Origin of the sequence: Sinorhizobium sp. NG07B (assembly GCF_002532005.1) — a bacterium.
GTDB classification, from domain to species: domain Bacteria; phylum Pseudomonadota; class Alphaproteobacteria; order Rhizobiales; family Rhizobiaceae; genus Sinorhizobium; species Sinorhizobium fredii_C.
In genome coordinates, this window is sequence record NZ_NWTD01000005.1 from 294,740 (window position 1) to 318,216 (window position 23,477).

15 protein-coding genes are annotated in these 23,477 nt (G+C 64.4%); 10 read left to right on the plus strand and 5 right to left on the minus strand.

Going from position 1 to position 23,477, the window contains the following annotated elements:
• Position 1 precedes the first annotated feature (1 nt).
• The 5 genes from CO664_RS19235 (at position 2) to CO664_RS19255 (ending at position 6,744) form a co-directional block, all read left to right on the plus strand.
• Positions 2 to 1,114: an ABC transporter ATP-binding protein gene (locus CO664_RS19235; RefSeq protein ID WP_037418319.1), complete on the plus strand. Its 1,113-nt coding sequence runs from the start codon at positions 2 to 4 to the stop codon at positions 1,112 to 1,114.
• Positions 1,111 to 2,631, plus strand: a complete 1,521-nt coding sequence (locus CO664_RS19240) for a GMC family oxidoreductase (RefSeq protein WP_037418321.1) — start codon at positions 1,111 to 1,113, stop codon at positions 2,629 to 2,631. The genes CO664_RS19235 and CO664_RS19240 overlap by 4 nt, the downstream gene beginning before the upstream one ends.
• Entirely contained in the window at positions 2,628 to 3,401 is a 774-nt protein-coding gene (locus tag CO664_RS19245; protein WP_097539634.1) for a 3-ketoacyl-ACP reductase, read from the plus strand. The genes CO664_RS19240 and CO664_RS19245 overlap by 4 nt, the downstream gene beginning before the upstream one ends.
• A gap of 89 nt (positions 3,402 to 3,490) precedes the next feature.
• Positions 3,491 to 5,146: a GMC family oxidoreductase N-terminal domain-containing protein gene (locus tag CO664_RS19250; RefSeq protein WP_097539635.1), complete on the plus strand. Its 1,656-nt coding sequence runs from the start codon at positions 3,491 to 3,493 to the stop codon at positions 5,144 to 5,146.
• A 326-nt stretch (positions 5,147 to 5,472) separates the two neighbouring features.
• Positions 5,473 to 6,744, plus strand: a complete 1,272-nt coding sequence (locus CO664_RS19255) for a glycerate kinase (protein WP_095678024.1) — start codon at positions 5,473 to 5,475, stop codon at positions 6,742 to 6,744.
• Between the two features lie 211 nt (positions 6,745 to 6,955).
• Here the strand turns inward: CO664_RS19255 and CO664_RS19260 are convergent, their stop codons facing one another.
• Together CO664_RS19260 and CO664_RS19265 are read right to left on the minus strand one after the other, a co-directional pair.
• A complete protein-coding gene (locus CO664_RS19260; RefSeq protein WP_097539636.1) occupies positions 6,956 to 9,019 on the minus strand; it encodes a M3 family metallopeptidase in 2,064 nt (687 codons plus the stop codon).
• Positions 9,020 to 9,101: 82 nt separating this feature from the next.
• Complete coding sequence (locus CO664_RS19265; RefSeq protein WP_037418352.1) at positions 9,102 to 9,743, minus strand: LysE family translocator; 642 nt, start codon at positions 9,741 to 9,743, stop codon at positions 9,102 to 9,104.
• Between the two features lie 378 nt (positions 9,744 to 10,121).
• On the opposite strand from CO664_RS19265, the gene leuB reads away from it, so the two are divergent.
• Both leuB and CO664_RS19275 read left to right on the plus strand, forming a co-directional pair.
• Positions 10,122 to 11,234 carry a 3-isopropylmalate dehydrogenase gene (gene leuB / locus CO664_RS19270; RefSeq protein ID WP_097539637.1) on the plus strand — a complete coding sequence of 371 codons (1,113 nt, stop codon included), beginning with the start codon at positions 10,122 to 10,124 and terminating at the stop codon, positions 11,232 to 11,234.
• A gap of 127 nt (positions 11,235 to 11,361) precedes the next feature.
• Positions 11,362 to 12,054, plus strand: a complete 693-nt coding sequence (locus CO664_RS19275) for a phosphatase PAP2 family protein (RefSeq protein WP_097539638.1) — start codon at positions 11,362 to 11,364, stop codon at positions 12,052 to 12,054.
• Positions 12,055 to 12,128: 74 nt separating this feature from the next.
• On the opposite strand, the gene CO664_RS19280 is transcribed toward CO664_RS19275, so the two are convergent.
• The gene (locus CO664_RS19280; protein ID WP_097539639.1) at positions 12,129 to 14,021 is read right to left on the minus strand and encodes an MFS transporter; all 1,893 of its coding nucleotides are present in this window, start codon (positions 14,019 to 14,021) and stop codon (positions 12,129 to 12,131) included.
• Positions 14,022 to 14,589: 568 nt separating this feature from the next.
• Here CO664_RS19280 and CO664_RS19290 point away from each other — a divergent pair.
• The gene (locus tag CO664_RS19290; protein ID WP_097539640.1) at positions 14,590 to 15,624 is read left to right on the plus strand and encodes an aspartate-semialdehyde dehydrogenase; all 1,035 of its coding nucleotides are present in this window, start codon (positions 14,590 to 14,592) and stop codon (positions 15,622 to 15,624) included.
• Positions 15,625 to 15,803: 179 nt separating this feature from the next.
• Positions 15,804 to 16,625, plus strand: coding sequence for a lytic transglycosylase domain-containing protein (locus CO664_RS19295; protein ID WP_037418366.1), 822 nt, complete (start codon positions 15,804 to 15,806; stop codon positions 16,623 to 16,625).
• A gap of 119 nt (positions 16,626 to 16,744) precedes the next feature.
• On the opposite strand, the gene CO664_RS19300 is transcribed toward CO664_RS19295, so the two are convergent.
• A complete protein-coding gene (locus tag CO664_RS19300; protein ID WP_097539641.1) occupies positions 16,745 to 17,386 on the minus strand; it encodes a carbonic anhydrase in 642 nt (213 codons plus the stop codon).
• Between the two features lie 54 nt (positions 17,387 to 17,440).
• A complete protein-coding gene (gene pdxY / locus CO664_RS19305) occupies positions 17,441 to 18,322 on the minus strand; it encodes a pyridoxal kinase PdxY (RefSeq protein ID WP_097539642.1) in 882 nt (293 codons plus the stop codon).
• Between the two features lie 282 nt (positions 18,323 to 18,604).
• Here pdxY and CO664_RS19310 point away from each other — a divergent pair, with 282 nt between their 5' ends.
• Positions 18,605 to 23,392: an NAD-glutamate dehydrogenase gene (locus CO664_RS19310; protein WP_097539643.1), complete on the plus strand. Its 4,788-nt coding sequence runs from the start codon at positions 18,605 to 18,607 to the stop codon at positions 23,390 to 23,392.
• The last annotated feature ends 85 nt before the right edge of the window (positions 23,393 to 23,477 follow it).

A 23,477-nucleotide genomic window follows, 5' to 3' on the forward strand; every position in this document is an offset into this window, starting at 1 on the left:
CATGTCATTCTTGAAAATCAGCAATCTGCGCAAATCCTACGGCTCACTGGAGATCCTGAAGGATATCAACATCGAGATCGAACAGGGCGGCTTTCTCGTGCTCGTCGGCCCGTCTGGCTGCGGCAAGTCAACGTTGCTCAACACGATCGCCGGCTTGGAGCCGATCACCTCGGGCGACATCGCCATCGATGGTCGCTCGGTTTCGGGGCTGCACCCGTCGAAGCGCGACATCGCCATGGTGTTCCAGTCCTATGCGCTCTATCCGAACATGACGGTCGCCGGGAACATCGCCTTCGGCATGGAAATCCGCGGCGTGCCGAAGGAGGAGCGCGACAAGGCGATCAAGCAGGTCGCCGACATGCTGCAGATCGGCCATCTGCTCGAGCGCAAGCCCGGCCAGCTTTCCGGCGGCCAGCGCCAGCGCGTCGCCATGGGCCGTGCCCTGGTGCGCGACCCGAAACTCTTCCTCTTCGACGAGCCGCTGTCGAACCTCGACGCGAAGCTGCGCGTCGACATGCGGACGGAAATCAAGCGCCTGCACCACCGCATGAAGACGACGATCGTCTATGTGACGCATGACCAGATCGAGGCGATGACGCTCGCCACCAAGATCGCCGTGTTGAAGGACGGCGTGCTGCAGCAGTTCGGAACGCCGGCCGAGATCTACAACAACCCGGCCAATATGTTCGTCGCCGATTTCATGGGATCGCCGGCGATGAACCTGCTGAAGGCGCGGATCGAAGCGGCCGGGGAGAACGTCGCGGTCACGCTGGAGCGGCCGAATGCCGAGCCGCTGAAGCTCGCCGTGCCGCATGACGGTGCGCTCTCCGCCTATGCTGGCCGTGACGTGGTCTTCGGCATCCGTCCTGAGGCACTGACCGATCCGGACGGCGCCGACCGCAATGCGAAGTTCGTCGCCGAGGGCGACTGCCTGATCGAGGTGGTCGAACCCGCGGGTTCCGATACCTTCGCGGTGACCCGTCTCGGGGGCAAGGAAATCGTCGCGCGGCTCAGGGCAGACGCCCGCATCGCCCCCGGCCAGACGTCGCGGCTCGCCTTCAATCTCGACAAGGCGGTGTTCTTCGACCCCGAGAGCCAGATGCGGATCGCATGAGCCAGAGCATGCAGAGCCAGCCGGATATCGTCATCATCGGTTCGGGTGTCGGCGGCGCCACGGTGGCCGCGGGACTTGCCGCTTCGGGCGCCGAAATCCTCATCCTCGAGGCCGGCCACCACATCGAGGACCTGCCGGTCAATCGCGACCAGCGGGCGATCTTCCAGCGCGGACATTTCCGGCCGAAGGAGACCTGGTACGAGGCGGGCGGCGCCGGCTTCAACCCCGGCAACTACTACAATGTCGGCGGCAACTCGAAATTCTACGGGGCGGTGCTCACACGCTACCGCCGCGAGGATTTCGAGGAGATGCGGCATCTCGACGGCGTCTCGCCCGCCTGGCCCTTTTCCTATGAGGAGCTCGAACCCTGGTACGCCAGGGCGGAAGCGCTCTACCAGGTGCGCGGACGCCTCGGAGAGGACCCGACCGAACCGGCGCATTCGAACGACTATCCGCATGCGCCGGTGCCGGACGAGCCGGCGATCGCCAAGGTGCGCAAGCGGCTGCGCGAAAACGGCCTGCATCCCTATTCGCTGCCGCTCGGCATCGATATCGACCGCTGGCTCGCCAAGGGCAAGACGCCCTGGGACGCACATCCGAACAGTTTCGACGGCAAGATGGACGCCGAGACGGCGGCGCTGACGGCGGCGCTCGAATATCCGAATGTCCGCCTGCAGACCGGTTCGCGGGTTACGCTGCTGACGACGGCGCCAGACGGCAAGGCGATTGCTTCCGTGCACTATGTCAAAGACGGTGTGGAACACAGTCTCTCGCCGAAGCTCGTCATTCTCTCCGCCGGCGCCGTGCAATCGGCCGTTCTGCTGCTGCGCTCGGCGGACGACCGCAACCCGGCCGGCCTCGCCAACCGCTCCGACCAGGTCGGCCGCAATTTCATGAACCACAATTCGAGCGCGGTGATCGCGCTCAGCCCTTGGTATCGCAACGATTCCGTCTACCAGAAGACCTTCGGCCTCAACGATTTCTATCTTTCCGATGGCGAGGGTGGGCCGCCGCTCGGCAATATCCAGCTCCTCGGCCGCGTCTCCGGCGCGATCCTGAAGGCCAACATGCGGTCGATGCCCGAATGGCTGCTCGGCCAGGTTTCTTCCCGCGCCATCGACTTCTACGCCATGAGCGAGGATCTGCCGTCGCCCGAAAGCCGCATCATGGTCGACGGCGACCGCATCCTGCTCCAATGGGTACGCACCAACTGGCATGCGCATCTGAAGCTCGTCGCCAAGCTGAAGGCGGTGCTGAAGCAGGCAGGCTTTCCGGTGGTGTTGGCGCGCGCCTTCGACAAGCGGACGCCGTCGCACCAGTGCGGAACGGTGCGGATCGGCAATGACCCGGCACAGGCGCCGCTCGACGTCCATTGCCGCGCCTTCGACCATCCGAACCTCTTCGTCGTCGATGCAGGCTTCCTGCCGACCTCCGCCGCCGTCAATCCGGCCCTGACGGTCGCGGCCCAGGCGCTGCGCGTCGCCGATCATATCGTTAGGGAGGATCTCCGGTCATGACGGACAAGGCTCGCCCCGTCGCGATCGTCACCGGCGGCCGCCGCGGCATCGGCCTCGGCATCGCCCGGGCTCTTGCGGCCGGTGGTTTCGATATCGCGATTACCGGCATCGGTGACGCGGACGGCGTGGCGCCGGTCATCGCCGAACTTGAGGCGCTCAGGGCACGCGCCATCTTCCTCCGGGCCGACATTGCGGATCTTTCCGGTCACCAGACAACCGTCGACGCGGTGATCACCGCCTTCGGCAGGATCGACTGCCTTGTGAATAATGCCGGCATCGCCTCCGTGGTGCGCGGCGATTTCCTCGACCTGAAGCCGGAGAATTTCGACACGATCGTCGGGATCAACCTGCGCGGCACGGTCTTTTTTACCCAAGCCGTTTTGAAGGCCATGCTTGCGGTCGAGGCGGGCGCGCCACGTTCGATCATCAACATCACCTCGGTCTCCGCGGCGATAACCTCGCCGGAGCGGCTCGACTACTGCATGAGCAAGGCGGGCCTTGCCGCCTTCAGCCAAGGCCTGGCGCTGCGGCTCGCCGAGACTGGCATCGCGGTTTTCGAGGTGCGCCCGGGGATCATCCGCTCCGACATGACCGCCGCCGTCTCCGGCAAATACGATGCGCTGATCGCCGGCGGGCTGGTACCGGTCAAGCGTTGGGGCGAGCCCGAGGATATCGGCAATATCGTTGCCGGCCTCGCCAGCGGCAAATTTGCTTTCGCCACCGGCTCAGTCATTCAGGCCGATGGGGGCCTGTCGATCAGTCGACTTTAGCAGCAAGGAGCGTCTCGTCGGAGGCGTCCGCCAGATTTATCACGACTTCTATTTGGAACGTTCCAATAGAGGCGGCGGAGGAACGGAGAATGGCATTCGACTACATCATCACCGGTGCCGGCCCGGCCGGCTGCGTGCTTGCCAATCGGCTGAGCGAGGATCCGACGGTCAAGGTGCTGCTGCTGGAAGCCGGCGGCGGCGACTGGAATCCGCTGTTCCACATGCCGGCCGGCTTTGCCAAGATGACCAAGGGCGTGGCGAGCTGGGGCTGGCAGACGGTGCCGCAGAAGCACATGAAGGGCAGGGTGCTGCGCTATACGCAGGCGAAGGTGATCGGCGGCGGTTCGTCGATCAATGCGCAGCTCTACACCCGCGGCAATGCCGTCGATTACGATCTCTGGGCGAGCGAGGACGGCTGCGCCGGCTGGGACTATCGCAGCGTGCTTCCCTATTTCAAGCGCGCCGAGGACAATCAGCGCTTCGCCGACGACTACCATTCCTATGGCGGGCCGCTCGGTGTCTCGATGCCGGTCTCGTCGCTGCCGATCTGCGACGCCTATATCCGCGCCGGCCAGGAGCTCGGTATTCCCTACAATCACGATTTCAACGGCAAGCAGCAGGCGGGCGTCGGCTTTTATCAGCTGACCCAGCGCAACCGCCGGCGCTCCTCCGCGTCGCTCGCCTATCTCTCGCCGATCAAGGATCGCAAGAACCTGACGGTGCGCACCGGTGCCCGCGTCGCCCGCATCGTGCTCGAAGGAAGCCGCGCCGTCGGCGTCGAAGTGGTGACCGCCAAGGGCAGCGAGGCGGTCCGCGCCGAACGGGAGGTGCTGGTCTCTTCCGGCGCCATCGGCTCGCCGAAGCTGCTCTTGCAGTCCGGCATCGGCCCGGCCGACCACTTGCGCTCGATCGGCGTCGAGGTTCGGCATGACTTGCCCGGCGTCGGCGGCAATCTGCAGGACCACCTCGACCTCTTCGTGATTGCCGAATGCACCGGCGACCACACCTATGACAATGTCGCCAAGCTGCACCGCACGCTCTGGGCGGGCCTTCAATATGTGCTTTTCCGCTCGGGTCCGGTCGCCTCGTCGCTCTTCGAGACCGGCGGCTTCTGGTATGCCGATCCGAATGCCCGCTCGCCGGATATCCAATTCCATCTCGGCCTCGGCTCGGGCATCGAGGCGGGCGTGGCGCGGCTGAAGAACGCCGGCGTCACGCTCAACTCCGCCTATCTGCATCCGCGCTCGCGCGGCACGGTTCGCCTTTCCTCGGCCGATCCGGCGGCCGCGCCGCTGATCGACCCCAACTACTGGGAGGATCCGCATGACCGCAAGATGTCGCTCGAAGGCCTGCAGATCGCCCGCGAGATCATGCAGCAGCCGGCCCTCGAACCCTTCGTGCTCGCCGAACGTTTGCCGGGTAAGGATATCAAGACGGACGAGCAGCTCTTCGACTATGGCTGCGCCAATGCCAAGACCGATCATCATCCGGTCGGCACCTGCAAGATGGGCACGGATGCGGCGGCTGTGGTCGACCTGGAGCTGAAGGTGCGCGGCCTAGAGGGTCTGCGGGTCTGCGACAGTTCGGTGATGCCGCGGGTGCCGTCGTGCAACACCAACGGGCCGACGATCATGATGGGCGAGAAGGGGGCCGACATCATCCGCGGCCTGCCGCCGCTGCCGCAGGCCGTGTTCGAGCACGAGCGCAACGACACGCGGCCGCGGGCTCGCGCGGCAATTCGCTGACGCGAGGCAAGCATGATCCGCCACTGCGTTTTGATCCGCCTTCGCACCGAGGTAAGCAAGGCCGACGTTTGCCCCTCATCACGCTTCCGCGACCTTCTCCCCGCAAGCGGGGAGAAGGGGTATGCCGCGCCCTCTTTGTCCGCTCTCCCCGCGCGCGGGGAGAGCGGGCTAGTCCTCGGGTTAAACCCGAGGAGAGGGGCAATCGCCGAGCCGTCACCGATCGCGACGGCGCAGATCATCGCGGAATCGGCGCAAAAATCATTGCGACGGCGGAGGGCGGCGTCCAAGGTGTGTTCGTCTTTGACCTCGAGATCCCGGACTGATTCATGGCATCGATCGAGCCGCGCTCCTTTCTGACCTCCGTCTTCGAGGCTGCCGTCGTGGCGGCCGACCCTGAAGCCGCCATTCGCGCCCATCTGCCGAAGCGGCCGAAGGGGCGAACGATCGTGATCGGTGCCGGCAAGGCGGCAAGCCAAATGGCCGCCGCCTTTGAGCGGCTCTGGGACGGCCCGTTCGAAGGGGTGGTGGTCGCTCGCCATGGGCCGATCGAAAATTGCGCCCGCATCAAGGTGCTGCAATCGGCCCATCCCGTGCCGGACGAGGCGGGGCTCATCGCCTCCGCGGGACTCCTCGAACGGGTCGAGGGACTGACCGCCGACGACCTGGTGATTGCGCTTGTCTCCGGCGGCGGCTCCGCGCTGCTGCCGGCGCCGCCGAATGGGCTGACGCTCGAGGACGAGATTGCCGTCAACCGGGCGCTGCTTGCTTCCGGGGCACCGATCTCGGCGATGAACGTGGTGCGCAAGCACGTGTCGCGGGTCAAGGGTGGGCGCCTGGCCCTCGCCGCCTCACCGGCACGCGTCGTCAGTCTGGTCGTATCGGACGTCCCGGGTGACAATCCCGCCTTCGTCGCCTCCGGGCCGACCGTGCCGGACCGGTCGAGCCTGGAAGAGGCACGCGAGATCGTCGCGCGCTACGCCATGGCGCTGCCGGAGCGGGTCGTCGCACATCTTCGCTCGGATGCGGCGCGCGCACCGAGCCCCGACGATCCTGCCTTTGCCGGCAACGAGGTCCATGTGATCGCTTCGGCGAGCGTGTCGCTGGAAGCTGCGGCGGCGCGGGCGCGGCAGAGCGGCATCGAGGCGATGATCCTGTCGGATGCGATCGAGGGCGAGGCGCGCGATATCGGCCGCATGCATGCCGCACTCGCCCGCGAAGTGGCGTTGCGCGCCCGACCTTTCGCCAAACCCGTCGTGCTGCTTTCCGGCGGCGAGACGACGGTGACGATTTCCGGCAAGGACTACGGCAAGGGCGGCCGCAACAGCGAGTTCCTCTTGTCGCTGGCGCTCGACATAGATGGCGTCGCGGGGATCGATGCGCTCGCCGCAGACACGGACGGCATCGATGGTTCTGAAGACAATGCCGGCGCCTTTGCCGACGGGACGAGTGTCGGCCGCATGCGGGCGGCAGGCGCCGATCCCCGCGCCCATCTCGCCCGCCACGACGCATGGTCGGCCTTCGCCGCCAGCGGCGATCTCTTCGCGCCGGGTCCTACCGGCACCAATGTCAATGATTTCCGGGCGATCTTGATTCGCTGATGTGAATGACCACGGCGCAACATGGCCCCTCCCCAGCCCCTCCCCACAGGTGGGCTTAAGTTGCCGCGGCCTCTGCGATCCTCTTTACGGTACGGCAGATGCTACGTTGGAAAATGGCAATCGGCCGCAGCGGGCGCCAAAGCCCCTCCCACCTGTGGGGAGGGGTTGGGGAGGGGGCGAGCCACGAGGCACGAAAGGCGTCGGGGAACACCTATGCCGCAAGCCCCTTCTTCGCCAGCATCGCATCCGGGCTCGGCAGCTTGCCGCGAAAGGCCCTGTAGGCGTCTTCCGGATCGATCGCCCCGCCGACGGAATAGATGTGGCCCTTGAGCTTGGCCGCCATTGCCGGATCGAAGGGGTCGCCGGTCTCCTCGAAGGCGGCGAAGGCGTCGGCGTCGAGCACCTCCGACCACATGTAGGAATAGTAGCCGGCCGAGTAGCCGTCTCCGGAGAAGACATGCAGGAAATGCGGGCTGCGATGCCGCATGACGATCGATGCCGGCAGATCGATCCTTTCGAGCGTCGCCGCCTCGAGCGCCATCGGATCGCCGATGTTTTCCGCCGTATGATAGGCCATGTCGACGAGCGCCGACGCGGTGAACTCGACGGTGGCAAAGCCGGAATTGAAGGTCCGCGCCGCCAGCACCTTGTCGAGGAGGGCGTGCGGCATCGGTTCGCCGGTGCGGTAGTGCACGGCGTATTTCCTAAGAATCTCCGGCACCGTCAGCCAATGCTCGTAAAGCTGTGACGGCAGTTCGACGAAGTCGCGCGAAACGCCGGTGCCAGACACCGAGGGGTAGGTGACGTTCGACAGCATGCCGTGCAGCGCGTGGCCGAACTCGTGGAAGAGGGTGCGGGCGTCGTCGATGGAAAGCAGTGCCGGCTTGCCGTCGGCGGGCTTGGCGAAGTTGCAGACATTGTAGACGATCGGGATTTCGCCGACCGCACCGTTCTTCAATTTCAGCTTGTGCTGCGACTGGAAGGAGCTCATCCAGGCGCCGGAGCGCTTGGAGGAGCGGGCGAAGTAGTCGCCGAGGAAGAGCGCCGCGAGCTTGCCCGAAGCGTCGCGGATCTCGAAGACGCGGACGTCCGGATGGTAGGCGGCGATGCCGCTCTTTTCCGTCACCGTAATGCCGAAGAGACGATGGGCGACGTCGAAGCAGGCGCCGATAATCCTTTCAAGCTGCAGATAGGGCTTCAGCTCGCTTTCCGAGAAGCTGAACTTTTCCGCTCTCAGCTTTTCGGCATAGTGGCGCCAGTCCCAGGGCATCACGTCGTGATTGCGGCCTTCAGCAGCGATCAGCCTGGCAAGATCCGCCTCTTCCTCCCGGGCGCGGGCCACCGCCTTTTCCCAGACCCGCAGCAACAGGCCGTTCACCGCTTCCGGCGTCTTCGCCATGGTGTCGTCGAGCTTGAGTGCGGCGTAGTTCGGATAGCCGAGCAGCTTCGCCTTTTCCGCCCGTAGCGAAAGCGTCTCGGCGATGATGCCGCGATTGTCGGTCTCGCCGCCATTTTCGCCGCGCGCCGTCCACGCCCGGAAAGCCTGCTCGCGAAGCTCGCGGTTTTCCGAGAAGGTCAGGAACGGCTCGACGATAGAGCGCGACAGCGTCACCGCATACTTACCGTCCTCGCCCCGGTCGCGTGCCGCTTCGGCCATCGCGTCCTTGAGGAAATCCGGCAGCCCGGCCAGTTCCTCATCGCTCGTGAGCATGAGCGCCCAGTTCTTCTCATCGGCCAGCACGTTCTGGCCGAATTTCGCGCCGAGGCCGGCAAGCGTTTCGTTGATTGTCGCGAGTCGCTCCTGCTCCACCTTGTCGAGCTTGGCGCCGGACTTGACGAAACCCTTCCAGTGCCGTTCGAGAACACGCGTCGCCTCGAGATCGAGTCCGAGTTCCTGCCGCTTCTCCCACAGCGTGTCGATGCGGCTGAAGAGCGCCGGATTCGTGCCGATCTTCGAATAGTGGCGCGACATCTTCGGTGCAATGTCGCGCTCCAGCGCCTGGATCACCTCGTTGGTGTGGGCACCGGCCTTGGTCCAGAACAGTGCCGAAACGCGCGACAGCTCGTCGCCGGCGATCTCCAGAGCGACGACAGTATTGTCGAAGCTCGGCGGCTCGGGATTGTTGGCGATCGCCTCGATCTCCGCCTCGTGGCTCGCGAAGGCGGCATCGAAGGCGGGCGCGAAGTCCTCGTCGTTTATCGCCGCGAAGCGCGGCAGGCCCTCATGGCCGGTCCAGTGTGTGAGGGCGGGATTGAGCGAAGCGTCGGCGGTCATGAGATTCCTTTCGCATGCGGATCGCACCGGGCGTGGGCTTGACGCACCGGCAGATGTGACGTGGTTGGCGGACGCGGGCTGTTCAAGCCCTGCGCATGCCGAAAAGACCGGGCGCCGCGTGCCAGATCGCCTGCACGGCGAAGCCGATGAAGAGCAGCCCGGATAGCCGGACGATGGTGAGCTCGTGGCGCCGGTAGAAGCGCCGGACGACCGAGGCGCCGATAATGGCGACCAGAATCACATCGGCGAGCAGGAAACCGATCAGCGACACGGCGAGGAGCATCGGCAGGGCGTCGAATTCCAAGGCGTTGGCGGAGCCGGCGAGGAGCGCCGTGAAGGTCGCGAGCGCCACCGGATAACCCTTGGGATTGGTGAGCCCGAAGATCAGCCCGCGTCGGAGCGGCCGCTCGACCGTCATCAGGGCGCGATTGTCGCCCTTCGGCCGGGCCTTCAGCGCCGTCCAGCCAATCCAGGCGAGATAGGCGCCGCAGATGAGCCCGAGAATGTCAAAGAGCGCCGTACCGATCGAGCGGGCACCGACGATGGCGATGAGCGCCAGCGTCGACCAGAGGATATCGCCGGCGAGGTGGCCGCCCATGAACAGCGCGCCGGCTTTCCGGCCCTGGCCGGCGCCGATGCCGAGCAGCGCCAGGAAGGCGGGGCCGGGGATCAGCGTATAGGAAAGAGCCGCAAGGAAGGCACCGACAAGAAGCGTCTCGGACATCTTGGAACCCCGGTTGTGGAATTCGGTCATTCGAGCGTCCGGCGCCGATTCCGTCAAGCGGAAACCGGCAGTGGCGGCGAACCGGGCCGGCTTGTCTCAGCGCCTCATCTTGGCCTGCGACGGTTTGCGGAAGGTGAGGATGTCCATCGTGGCCTGAACCACCTCTGCGACAGCCCGAATGAACCTGCGCATGGGCTTTTCCTCGCCATTGGGGCGAACCGGTGATCGGTCCATATTATCATTTTCTCGCGCTCCGGCAGGCGAGGTCTGTTTCCGAGGGAACCGGTAGACGCGCACAAATCTTTCGCCAACGCGATTTCCCTCGATACGAAGTTGCGTTAAGAACCGCCCGAGTTTTCCCCTCGAGAAGGACTATCCATGACTGTGCGCAATCTCTTCCTTCTGCCCGGCGACGGCATCGGCCCGGAAGCCATGGCGGAAGTCCGTAAAATCATCGCTTACATGAACTCCGAGCAGGACGCCGGTTTCGTCACGGAGGAGGGGCTCGTGGGTGGATCCGCCTATGACGCCCACGGCGCGGCGATCTCGGAAGAGGACATGGCCAAGGCCCTTGCCGCCGACGCGGTGCTTTTCGGCGCCGTCGGCGGACCGAAATGGGACGCGGTTCCCTATGAAGTGCGCCCGGAAGCCGGACTTCTCCGCCTGCGCAAGGATCTGGAACTCTTTGCGAACCTGCGCCCGGCCATCTGCTATCCGGCGCTTGCCAACGCGTCCTCGCTGAAGCCGGAGCTGGTCGAAGGCCTCGACATCCTGATCGTCCGTGAGCTGACCGGCGGCGTCTATTTCGGCGAGCCGAAGGAAATCATCGATCTCGGCAACGGCCAGAAGCGCGGCATCGACACCCAGGTTTACGACACCTACGAGATCGAGCGCATCGCCGGCATCGCCTTCGAGCTGGCGCGCACCCGCAACAACCGCGTCTGCTCGATGGAAAAGCGCAACGTCATGAAGTCGGGCGTGCTCTGGAACCAGGTTGTTACCGAGACGCACAAGGCAAAGTATTTCGACGTTCAGCTCGAGCACATGCTGGCCGACGCAGGTGGCATGCAGCTGGTGCGGCAACCGAAGCAGTTCGACGTGATCGTCACGGACAACCTGTTCGGCGACATGCTGTCGGACGTCGCTGCGATGCTGACCGGTTCGCTCGGCATGCTGCCTTCGGCCTCGCTCGGGGCACCGGACGCCAAGACCGGCAAGCGCAAGGCGCTCTACGAGCCGGTGCATGGCTCGGCGCCGGACATTGCCGGCCAGGGCATCGCCAACCCGATCGCGATGATCGCCTCCTTCGCCATGTGCCTGCGCTACTCCTTCAACCTCGTGAAGGAAGCCGATAATCTCGAAAAGGCAATCGCCAACGTGCTCGACAAGGGCATCCGCACCGGCGACATCATGGCGGATGGCTGCCGGAAGGTCGGCACCGTCGAAATGGGCGACGCCATTCTCGCCGAGTTCAAGGCGCTCTCGGCCTGATCGGCCGTTACGCTCGCCTACCTATACGAACACACCTCCGGACACGGTCCGGAGGTGTTTTGATTTGAATCCCTTGATTTTTCCGCGCTCGACTTCACATGCAGGGAACCGATCCGGGAAACACGACATGAACCAACCGCTTGCCTCCTCCAGCTGGATCCTGCTGACGACGATCATTCTCGTCGTGGCCCTCGTTCCCTTCGATCCGCACCTGTCGCAATGGGCGCAGGGCCTGCCGCAAGAGATCATCGGCTTCAACCGGGCAATCACCGATTTCGGCACCTTCGCCTGGATGATCTATACCTCCGCGACCCTGCTCCTGATCGCCTTCATCGTCAGGCGATCGTCGCGACGCAACACCGTCCGGCAGCGGGCCCGCACGGCACGCCGCCTCGGGGCCTACTTCCTGCTGACGATCGGCACGGCAAGCGTGCTGGTGCACGGGTTGAAGCTGCTGATCGGCCGCGCCCGCCCGGAGCTCTTCGCCGAATACGGGGCCTACAGCCTGACGCCCTTTACCGGCAGCGGCGCTTTCGAGAGTTTTCCATCGGGCCACTCGACGGCCGCCGGCGCCTTCTTCGGTGCCTTCGCCATGCTGACGCCGAGGCTGCGGCCGCTCTTTCTGATCTTGGCGCTGCTGATCGGCGTGTCGCGCGTCGTCGTCGGCGCCCACTATCCGAGCGATGTGGCGGCCGGCCTGCTGCTCGGCCTCTGGACCGCAATGATGGTCGCCTTTCTCTTCGCCCGCCGGGACTGGCTCTTCCGGCTCGACGCCGGCGGCTGGCCGGCACCGAAGACCGCGCGTTCTCGGCTCAAATAAAAAGCCGGCGCGGAGGCCGCGCCGGAGTCAGGAGAGCTTATTGGATATCGAGGAAAGGCTGCCTTATTTGCGGCTCAGTCCATCGCGTCTATATTGCGGTCCTTGGTTTCCGGCAGGAACAGAAGGCCGATCACCAGGGTGATGCCGGCGAAGACGATCGGGTACCAGAGACCATAGTAGATATCGCCCTTTGCCGCGCTCATGGCGAAGGCCGTTGCCGGAAGCAGGCCGCCGAACCAGCCGTTGCCGATGTGATAGGGCAGCGACATGCCGGTGTAGCGGATGCGGGTCGGGAAGAGTTCGACGAGCAGAGCGGCGATCGGTCCGTAGACCATCGTCACATAGATGACGAGGACGGTCAGCACGGCAATGATCACCGTCCAGTTGACGCGAGCCGGATCGGCCACCATCGTGAATGCGCCTCCTTTGTCGATCGAATAGACCGCCATTTCGGTCGCGCTGCCGACTTCTTCCTTGGTCAGCAGTTTGTCGGCGGTCAGCTTGTCGGCCGGAACCATGGTCTTGTCGCCGGCACGGATCGCAGCCGCGTCGAGGGCGAGCTCCGGATTGGCCGCGACGAAAGCGTCGAGCTTCGATTCTGGCACCTTTGCGGCACCACGCACCAGCGGGTAGCCGGAGGCTTGCAGCGCCATGTTGACCTGCTTGATGAACGCAGCATCCTCGGCTTTCGCCTTGTCGCCGGCGGCGACCGCGTCATAGCTGGTGATCGTCGTTTCGCCGACCTTCACGGTCGCCGGGGTCCCCGCGGCCGCCGTGGTCACCACGTCATAAGGCACCGAGTTCTTTGTCAGGAAGGCCGTTGCGATGTCGCACGAAGTCGTGAACTTCGCCGTGCCGGTCGGGTTGAACTGAAATTTGCAGTCCCCGGGTGCGGCGGCGACGGTGGCGCGAACACTCTGCTGTGCCTCGGCCAAAGCCGGGTTTCCGGCCCAGGTCAAGGTTTTGAACAGCGGGAAGTAGGTCAGCATGGCGAGCAGCAGGCCGGCCATGATGATCGGCTTGCGGCCGATCTTGTCGGAAAGCCAGCCGAAGAAGACGAAGAAGCCGGTGCCGAGCACGAGCGAGGCGGCAACCATCAGGTTCGCCGACTGGCCGTCGATCTTCAGGATGCTCTGCAGGAAAAACAAGGCGTAGAACTGGCCGGAATACCAGACGACGGCCTGACCGACGACGGCACCGAAGAGCGCCAGCAGCGCGACCTTGGCATTCCGCCACTGGCCGAAGGCCTCCGTCAGCGGCGCCTTCGAACCCTTGCCCTCTTCCTTCATCTTCTTGAAGGCCGGCGATTCGTTCATCTTCAGCCGAATCCAGACGGAGACGCCAAGAAGCACGCAGGACAGCAGGAAGGGTATGCGCCAGCCCCACGCGGCGAAGGCTTCCTTGCCGAGTATGAACTGCACGAACAGGATCACCACCAGCGACAGGAACAGGCCGAGCGTCGCCGTCGTCTGAATCCACGAGGTGAAATAGCCGCGACGGCCATGCGGCGCATGTTCGGCGACATAGGTTGCGGCGCCGCCATACTCACCACCGAGCGCCAGACCCTGCAGCAGGCGCAGGACGATCAGGATGATCGGCGCGGCTATACCGATCGAAGCGGCACCGGGCAGAACGCCGACCAGGAAGGTCGACAGACCCATGATCAGGATCGTGACGAGGAACGTATATTTGCGGCCGACAAGGTCCCCGATCCGGCCGAAGACGAGCGCGCCGAAGGGGCGCACCAGGAAGCCTGCGGCAAAGGCAAGCAGCGCGAAGATGTTGCGGGTCGTCTCCGGATACTGGCTGAAGAAGGTCGCGCCGATATAGACGGCGAGCGATCCATAAAGATAGAAATCATACCATTCGAAGACGGTACCGAGCGACGAGGCGAAGATGACCTTCTTCTCCTCGGCGGTCATAGGGCCGGCATTCTTGACGCCGTCCGCTGTTGCGACATTTGCCATTTGATGATCCTCCACTTCAAAAGGCATTCCTTGAGCGCCCGTTCGATCGATCCGGCTCCTCCCCGAGGTCCGGAACGCGGTGCGCCTGAGTCGAGAGGATGTCAGAAAAGCCCTTCCCCAGGCAGGGATGCTTTCGTCCTATGACTTTCGTCTAATGTGGCGATCGGGCGCGGATTTGCCTCGCACCCTAACCCTCGCCCGCACGCGGCGTGACGACGGGGAGAGGGACCATGACGGTCGGGATCGGTTGGCCGGCCGAGCAATTCGAGGGCGCAGAGGCTCCGGCGGCTTGACTCTTGTGGAAAAGCCGGTAAGAGCAGCGGCGAACGAGGAAACGAGATGCGACCGAACAATTCGTCCATCGCTGCGCTGCACGTGCCGGCCCATGCCGGGCAGGCGTGCGCTTTCTCGCTCGCAAGCAAAACAACGGCCAAAACGACGACGAAAACCGTCTGACGTCTCTGGCCCTCCGCTCTCTCCCCGGCACGGCCGGGGACAGGACCCTCGCGGACGATCCGCGCGGCTCCGCCTCCACCAGATGAGGAGAGACAGAAAGAGAGCTTAGAACATGGGTTTCAAGATTGCAGTCGCAGGCGCCACCGGCAATGTGGGCCGGGAGATGCTGAACATCCTCTCCGAACGGGGATTTCCTGCGGACGAGGTTGTGGCGCTCGCCTCCTCGCGCTCCATCGGAACTGAAGTGTCCTACGGTGACAAGACGCTGAAGGTCTCCAACCTCGAAACCTATGACTTCTCCGACACGGATATTTGCCTGATGTCGGCCGGTGGCGCGGTATCGCTCAAGTACTCGCCGAAGATCGGCCAGCAGGGCTGCGTCGTCATCGACAATTCGTCGGCCTGGCGCTACGACGCCGAAGTGCCGCTGATCGTGCCGGAAGTGAACGCCGACGCAGTTTCCGGCTTCACCAAGAAAAACATCATCGCCAATCCGAATTGCTCGACGGCTCAGCTCGTCGTCGCCCTAAAGCCGCTGCACGACCACGCGAAGATCAAGCGCGTCGTCGTCTCCACCTACCAGTCGGTTTCCGGCGCCGGCAAGGACGGCATGGACGAGCTCTTCAACCAGACGCGCGCCGTCTTCGTCGCCGATCCGATCGAGAGCAAGAAGTTCACCAAGCGCATCGCCTTCAACGTCATTCCGCACATCGACGTCTTCATGGAAGACGGCTACACCAAGGAAGAGTGGAAGGTTCTCGCCGAGACTAAGAAGATGCTCGACCCGAAGATCAAGGTGACCTGCACGGCGGTGCGCGTGCCGGTATTCATTGGCCATTCCGAATCGGTCAATATCGAATTCGAGAACGAGATCACCGCCGACGAGGCGCGCGAGATCCTGCGCGAGGCGCCGGGCTGTCTCGTCGTCGACAAGCATGAGAACGGCGGCTACGTGACCCCCTATGAATGCGCCGGCGAAGACGCGACTTATATTTCGCGCATCCGCGAGGACGCGACCGTCGAAAACGGTCTCAACATGTGGGTGGTCTCCGACAACCTGCGCAAGGGTGCGGCGCTGAATGCGGTTCAGATTGCCGAACTGCTTGTCAATCGCGGCCTGATCAAGCCGCGCAAGCAGGCGGCCTGAAGAGCCGGCGATCGCTTATTAACCCGAAACCCCGCTCGGCGACAGCGACCTTGCGGGGTTTCGCATTGACTTCGGGGCGGTGGATTCACGTGAAACATCGCCGGGGGACGAGAGCAAACGAGAGAGCCCGGGCGGGGCGGGCTTTCAAGTCAACCATTCGGGCTTTGACGGGGTATACCATGCACATGGCAAGGTGCGCAGTAACGGGGCTTGCAGCCCTCATCTCAACGGCATTTCTTCCCGCGGCCGCTTCTGCGGCACAATGCGGCAACGGCGCCGGGGGCTTTTCCGCCTGGGTCGCCGAGTTCAAGCGCGAGGCGGCCGGCAACGGCATCAGGCCATCGGTGCTCGATCAGGCTCTCGCCAATGTTTCCTACAGCCGGGCGACGATCCGTGCCGACCGCGGCCAGAAAAGCTTCAAGCTGTCGCTCGACCAGTTCATGCAGAAGCGCGGCGGCCAGGCGATCATCTCGCGCGGCCGGAAAATGCGCGCCCAGAACGCCGCGCTTTTCGAAAGCATCCAGCAGCGCTACGGCGTGCCGGCCGGCCCGCTGATCGCCATTTGGGGCATGGAGACCGGCTTCGGCTCCTTCATGGGCAAGGAGCACACGCTCTCCGCCGTCTCGACGCTCGCCTATGATTGCCGCCGCTCCGCCTATTTCACCGACCAGCTCTATGCCGCGCTTCAGCTCGTCGAGCGGGGCGATCTGAGCCCCACCGCCCGCGGCGCTGCCCATGGCGAAATCGGTCAGACGCAGTTCCTGCCGCTGAACGTCTTGAAATTCGGCGTGGATGGCGACGGCAACGGCCATATCGACATGGTGCGCTCGAAAGCCGACGCGCTGGCCTCGACCGCAAACTTCCTGCGCGGCCACGGCTGGCAGCCGGGTGGCGGCTACCAGCCGGGCCAGGTGAACTACGCGGCGATCCAGGGCTGGAACGCCGCAAGCGTCTACCAGCAGGCGATCGCCATTATCGGCGCCGAGATCGACGGCGACTGATCAGAAACAGCCACGCTTGAATTGCCCTCATCCGCCTGCCGGCACCTTCTCCCCGCCTGCGGGAAGGGACTGGCGGCAGACCGGATGATGGGCGAACCCATATGTCTGTCAGTGTCGCGTCACGTTCCCGGGCGGGTGAAATCGCCGGTCTTCGCGTCCATCACCCAGAGCTCGCCGGTCGAAATGTCGAACCAGGCGCCGTGAAGCTGCAGTTTTCCCTTCGCCTCGAGGACCTGCACGCAAGGAAAAGTCCGGAGATTGGCGATCGAATTGCGGATCGATACGCGCTCGAGCGCGCGCTGGCGTTCGGCCGGCGTCATCACCTCGTTGCTCTGGATCTGCTCCGCGGCGGGCTTCAAGAGATTCATCCAGCGGCCGATGAAATCGCCGGGCGAGAGCGGTTCCGCATCGGGGTCGAGGGCCGCCTTAATGCCGCCGCAGCGGCCGTGACCCATGACGACGATATCGCTGACACGCAGCGACTGGACCGCGAATTCCAGGGCCGCCGAGGTTGAGTGATAGTGCCCGTCCGGCTCATAGGGCGGCATCATATTGGCGACGTTGCGGATGACGAAGAGCTCGCCCGGGCCGCAGTCGAAGATCGTTTCGGGGGCCGCACGCGAATCGCAGCAGGCGATGAGCATCGTCCGCGGCTTCTGCCCCGTTTCTGCTAGTGTCTTGTAGCGTTGCTGATGTTCGCTGAACCGGCCGCTCATGAAGTTGCGATAGCCGTTCAGAAGATGTTCCGGGAAACGCTGCATATCCGTCGGTTACCTCGCTGCGATCGTCAGATCAATCCATTATGAGCAGTTTCTTTATTTCGGCCGCACCTGGCTCGGATGCAACAGCCGGCGCATCTGCACCATCGCCATCGGCGTCGCCAGGCTCGAAGCATCCTGCTCGAGCGTCAATTCGTCGGCGCCGCGCTTGCGGCTGCGCGCGATGATCTCGAACACGCTGGCGGTGGCCATCTGCAGCGCCCGCTCCTCGGAAAGCCCCTGAAGAAGTCGGGCCAGGAAAACGGCCGAAAGCAGGTCTCCGGTGCCGTTCGGCGGGTCGTCGATCAGCCGATGCTCAGCAAGCAGCGCATGGCGGCCGGAGAGATAGAGATTGCCGGTGCCGCCGCTCATCATGGGGATCGCCGAAGTCACCAGCACCTGCGGCGGCCCAAGACCAAGTGCTGCGTCGAGAATCGTCGCATTGGTCTCGAGTGCTGCGCCCGCAAGCCAGGCAAGCTCGAATCGGTTCGGCGTCGCGAGCGTCGCCAGCGGCAGCAGCCGGTCGCGGATGGCGGCGGCAATCTCGACCGGCACGTAAAGGCCGTTCACATCGCCGATCACCGGGTCGCAGGCGTAGAAAAGGTCTGGATTGCGGCCCCTGAGCACCGTCACCAGCCGGGCGACGCCCTCGGCCTGAGCAGGCGAACCCAGGTAGCCGGAGAGGACGGCGCGCACCTCGCCCGCCCAGCGGGCGCTGGCGAGATCGTCGATGACGGACCGAAAATCCGCGTCCGGCATCACCACCCGCGTCGAACGGCCATGACCGGGATGCCAGGGAAGAATGATGGTCGGCAGCGCCCACACACGATGCCCGAGCGTCTCCAGTGCGAACACGGCGGCGCGATTGCCGACGGTGCCGCGAACCACGTGGCTGGAGATGACGATGACGGCGCCTGGCGCGGCGTGCATTTCGGGCATCGGGGCAAGACCATCCTTCGATTCGAAGCGTGATCGCCCGACTGTCGCCGCCTTGTCAACAGGCAGTCGCTCGGGACGATTTTGAAGCCTTGCGGGGTTTTGTTCGTTTTCATCGTTTTTCTGGAATTTTTGCGAAATCACCCCGGATTTAAATGGATTTAGGTCGATTCGGCGTGAATTTCTTCAAAAACCGGCTCGATTTCGCCCAAATTCGTTTAAAAAACCATCGCCATTGACCATGGTTCTGATAGGGTCAACTATCATTTTTGGGGGAGCGAGTTCATGGGCGTGAAGCATAATCCGAAACGGGACCGTCACATCGATGCGGCCCGTGCGGCAGTGACCAAGATCGGTGCCGAAACTCTGCCGCCGGAAATCCTCTTCAGCGGCGCGAGCAACGACGACCTTGATCTCTATTCGCCGGACATGCTGGCGCTGACCGCCGCCCATGCGCGCAAGGAACTGGCCCGCTGGGACGGCGGAAGACCGCAGGTGTCGGTCGAGACGGTGCCGGGCGTGGCGCCGGGTGGAACGGAAGTCTCGATCATCGCCGTCACCGAACGCAACATGCCTTTCCTCTACGACTCCGTCATGGGCGAGGTGACGAGCACCCATCGCGACATCCACCTGGCGATCCACCCCATTCTGGTTAGGGAGCCGGGCCAGCCCGCCAAATTGTTCGACCCGGACGAGGGAAGCGACCCCGCCCACCGCGTCAGCCACATCCAGATCCATCTGAGCAAACTGACGCCGCTCGAGGAGCGGTCGCTGAGCAAGCGCATCAGCGACGTGCTGGAGCAGGTTCATCAGGCGGTACACGACTGGCCGGCGATGACCGCTCTCCTCGATCAGGCCATGCGGGAACTGGAAGATTACAGCGCCTCCCGCAAGAAGAGCGACCGCGACGAGGCCCTCGCCTTCCTTCGCTGGCTAAGGGACAATAATTTCACCTTCCTCGGAATGCGCGAATACACCTATTCCGGAAAGGGCGAGAAAGCGAGCGTCGAGCGCGGCAAGGGGCGCGGCCTCGGCATCCTCTCCAATCCCGAGGTCCGCGTTCTCAGGCAGGGCAAGGATGCGGTTCTGACGACGCCGGAGATCCTGGCCTTCCTCGAAGGTCCCGACTTCCTGATCGTTACCAAGGCCAATGTGAAGTCGGTCGTCCACCGCCGGGCCTATATGGATTATATCGGCGTCAAGCGCTTCGACGCCGATGGCAACGTCGTTGGCGAGCTGCGCATCGTCGGCCTCTTCACCTCGACCGCCTATACGAGGCAGGCGGCGGAAATTCCACTGTTGCGGCACAAGATCGAAAAGATCATCGATCACTTCGGCTACGATCCGCAGAGTCACTCCGGCAAGATGCTGGCCAATACGCTCGAAGCCTATCCGCGCGACGATCTCTTCCAGATCGACATCGGCCTGCTCGCCGCCTTCTCGGAGCAGATCAACGAGCTTGGCGACCGGCCGCGGGTGCGCGTGCTGCCGCGCATCGACCAATTCGACCGCTTCGTCTCGGTCATCGTCTTCGTGCCGCGCGAGCAATATGATTCGGCTGTCCGCGAAAAGATCGGCGACTACCTGAAGACCGCCTATGACGGCCGCGTCTCCGCCTATTACCCCGCCTTCCCGGAAGGAGGCCTGGCGCGCGTCCATTTCATCATCGGGCGCTCGGGCGGCAGGACGCCGCGCGTCCCGCAGGCGAAGCTCGAGGAAGCCGTCCGCGCCATCGTCACCCGCTGGATCGACCGCTTCAACCTGTTCGCCCGCAAGGACGGTGTCGAGCTCGTGGTCGGCGAAGCCTATCAGGCCGCCTTTACGCCGGCCGAGGCCTATGCGGATCTCACCGGGATAGCCGCCTGCAAGGCGGACGATCCGATCCGCATCTCCTTCTATCACCGGGACCGGGAGAGCCCCGACGCGCTGGAACTAAAGATCTTCCACGCCGAGACGCCGGTCTCACTGTCCCGCCGCGTGCCGCTCCTTGAAAATCTCGGCTTCCGCGTCATCAGCGAGCAGACCCACGATATCGGCGTGCGCGCCCCCGGGCAGGAGCCGCGCGAGGTCGTGCTGCACGACATGGAGCTCATTCACCGCGACGGCCAGTCGGTCAATCTCGCCAAGACCGGCGCCGCCCTGGAGGAAGCCTTCCTTGCGGCCTGGAACGGCACGATCGAGGATGACAACTTCAACCGGCTGGTGCTGCTCGCCGGGCTCACCGCCCGTGAAGTGACGGTGCTGCGCGCCTATTCGCGCTATTTGCGCCAGGCGGGAATTACCTATTCGCAAGGCTACATCGCCGATACGCTGAACAAATATCCGGCGATCGCCGCCGATATCTTCCGGCTGTTCTCGACGCGGCTCGATCCGACGGTGGACGCCAAGGCGCGCTCGAAGAAAGAGAGCGTGCTGCTTGCGACGATCGAGGAAGCGCTCGCTGCCGTGCCGAGCCTCGACGAGGACCGGATCCTGCGCCGCTACGTCAACGTCATCCAGGCGACGCTCCGGACCAATTATTTCCAGCAGGATGCCGAGGGCAGGCCGCGCGCCGTGCTCGCCTTCAAGCTTGATCCGAAACAGCTCGAAGGCCTGCCGGAACCGCGACCCTTCCGCGAAATCTTCGTCTACGGCACCGAAGTCGAAGGCGTGCACCTGCGCTTCGGCAAGGTGGCGCGCGGCGGGCTGCGCTGGTCCGACCGGGCTCAGGACTATCGGACCGAGGTGCTCGGCCTCGTCAAGGCGCAGCAGGTCAAGAACGCCGTCATCGTTCCGGTCGGCGCCAAGGGCGGCTTCTATCCGAAGCAGCTCCCCATTGGCGGCAGCCGCGACGAGGTCTTCAAGGCCGGAACCGAAGCCTACAAGACCTATATTCGCACGCTGCTCTCGGTGACCGACAACATCGTCGGCCAAGAGGTCGTGCCGCCGAAGGACACGCTTCGGCTAGACGGCGACGACCCCTATTTCGTCGTCGCGGCCGACAAGGGTACCGCGACCTTCTCGGACACGGCGAACGGGCTGGCGCAGGAGGCCGGCTTCTGGCTCGACGACGCTTTCGCTTCGGGCGGCTCGGCCGGTTACGACCACAAGAAGATGGGCATCACGGCGCGCGGCGCCTGGGAAGCCGTCAAGCGGCATTTCCGCGAGATGGACATCGACATCCAGACGACGCCCTTCACGGTCGCCGGCGTCGGCGACATGTCGGGAGACGTCTTCGGCAACGGCATTTTGCTTTCGGAGAAGATCCGGCTGATTGCCGCCTTCGACCACCGCGACATCTTCATCGACCCGAATCCGGATACCGATCTCTCCTTTGCCGAGCGCAAGCGCATGTTCGCGCTGCCGCGTTCGAGCTGGCAGGACTATGACCGCAAGACGCTCTCGCCGGGAGCAATGATCATCTCGCGCGCCGAGAAGCTGGTGACTCTGACGCCGGAGGCAATGGCGGCGATTGGCATAGACAAGCAGAAGGCGACGCCGTTCGAGATCATGAACGCCATCCTGAAGAGCCAGGTCGACCTGTTGTGGTTCGGCGGCATCGGCACCTATGTGCGCGGCAGCAACGAAACGGACGCCGAGGTCGGCGACCGCGCCAACGATCCGATCCGCGTCACGGCGGAAGAGGTGCGCGCGCGGGTCATCGGCGAAGGCGCCAATCTCGGCGTTACCCAGAGGGGACGCATCGGCTTCTCGCTTGCCGGCGGGCGCTGCAATTCCGATGCGATCGACAATTCGGCCGGCGTCAATTCCTCCGACGTTGAGGTCAATATCAAGATCGCACTCGCCTCGGCGATGCGCGACGGCCGGCTGACCCGGCCGAAGCGCAACACGCTGCTCGCCGCGATGACCGAAGAGGTCGGGCATCTCGTGCTGCGCAACAACTATCAGCAGTCGTTGGCGATCTCGCTCACCGAATTGCAGGGCCTCGGCAACCGCACGCCGCTGGCGCGGCTGATGGCGCGGCTCGAGACCGACGGGCACCTCAACCGCAAGGTGGAAACCCTGCCGACGGAACTGGCGATGGCCGAACGCTACCAGGCGGGCAAGCCGCTGACCCGCCCGGAAATCGGCGTGCTGCTCTCCTATGCGAAGCTGGTGCTGTTCGAAGAGCTGATCCAGAGCGAGCTGCCGGACGACCCCTATTTCACCGCGACCCTCGAGCGCTACTTCCCGGCGAAGATGCGCAAGCCCTATGCCGGGGACATCCACGGTCACCGGCTGCGCCGCGAGATCATAGCGACGGTGCTCGCCAACGAGACGATCAATCGCGGCGGCCCCGCTTTCGTCTCGACGCTCACGGATGCGACCGGCTTCCTTTCCGCCGATGTCGTCAAGGCCGCAGTGCTGGCGCTCGACGGCTTCGACCTGCCGCGGATCTATAGCGAGATCGATGCGCTCGACAACAGGGTCAGCGGCCAGGTGCAGAACCGGCTCTACCAGGAGGTCGGCCGCATCTTCGCGCTGGTCGCCGAGCGGGCTTTGCGCACCCGAGCGTCCGAAGGCCCCGTTGCCGACGCCGTTCAGCGGCTGCGCGAGGGGCTGCAGAAGCTGCGCGGCACGATGCGTGCGGCGATTTCGAGCGGAAGCGCCGAGGAGGCGCGCCTGAAGGCGGCGGGCTTCATCGAAAGCGGCGTGCCGGCCAAGCTTGCCGAAGAGATCACCGAACTGTCGCTGATGACCCTGGTCCCCGAGATCATGCAGATCGCCACGGTGACCGGCGAGCCGCTCAACCGCACGGCTCAGGGCTACTTCGCCGTGACCGAGACGTTCCGGGTCAACCGGCTGCTGGCGGCGGCCGACCGGGTGCCGGCCACCGAACAGTTCGAGGCGATGGCGCTGACACGGGCCGTTGCCGACATCGCCACTGCCCGGCGCGACATCACCGTCGCCGCCCTCGTCGAGCAGAAGAAGGAACGCAATCCGGTTCTCGCGTGGCAGGAACAGGATCGTGAGCGCGTGTCGCGCGCCGGCGACCAGTTGAAGCTGCTGACCGAAAAGGGCGAGACGACTCTGGCCAAGATCACGGTCGCCGCAGGTCTCCTCAGCGATCTTGCGCGCGGCAGGGCGAAATGACACAGTCCGTCGGGGCCGCCGGCCAGGAGGATTGATTCCGTTCCCGGTTCGAGCGTGTTTTCAACGCTTTGACCCTGCGCTCCGC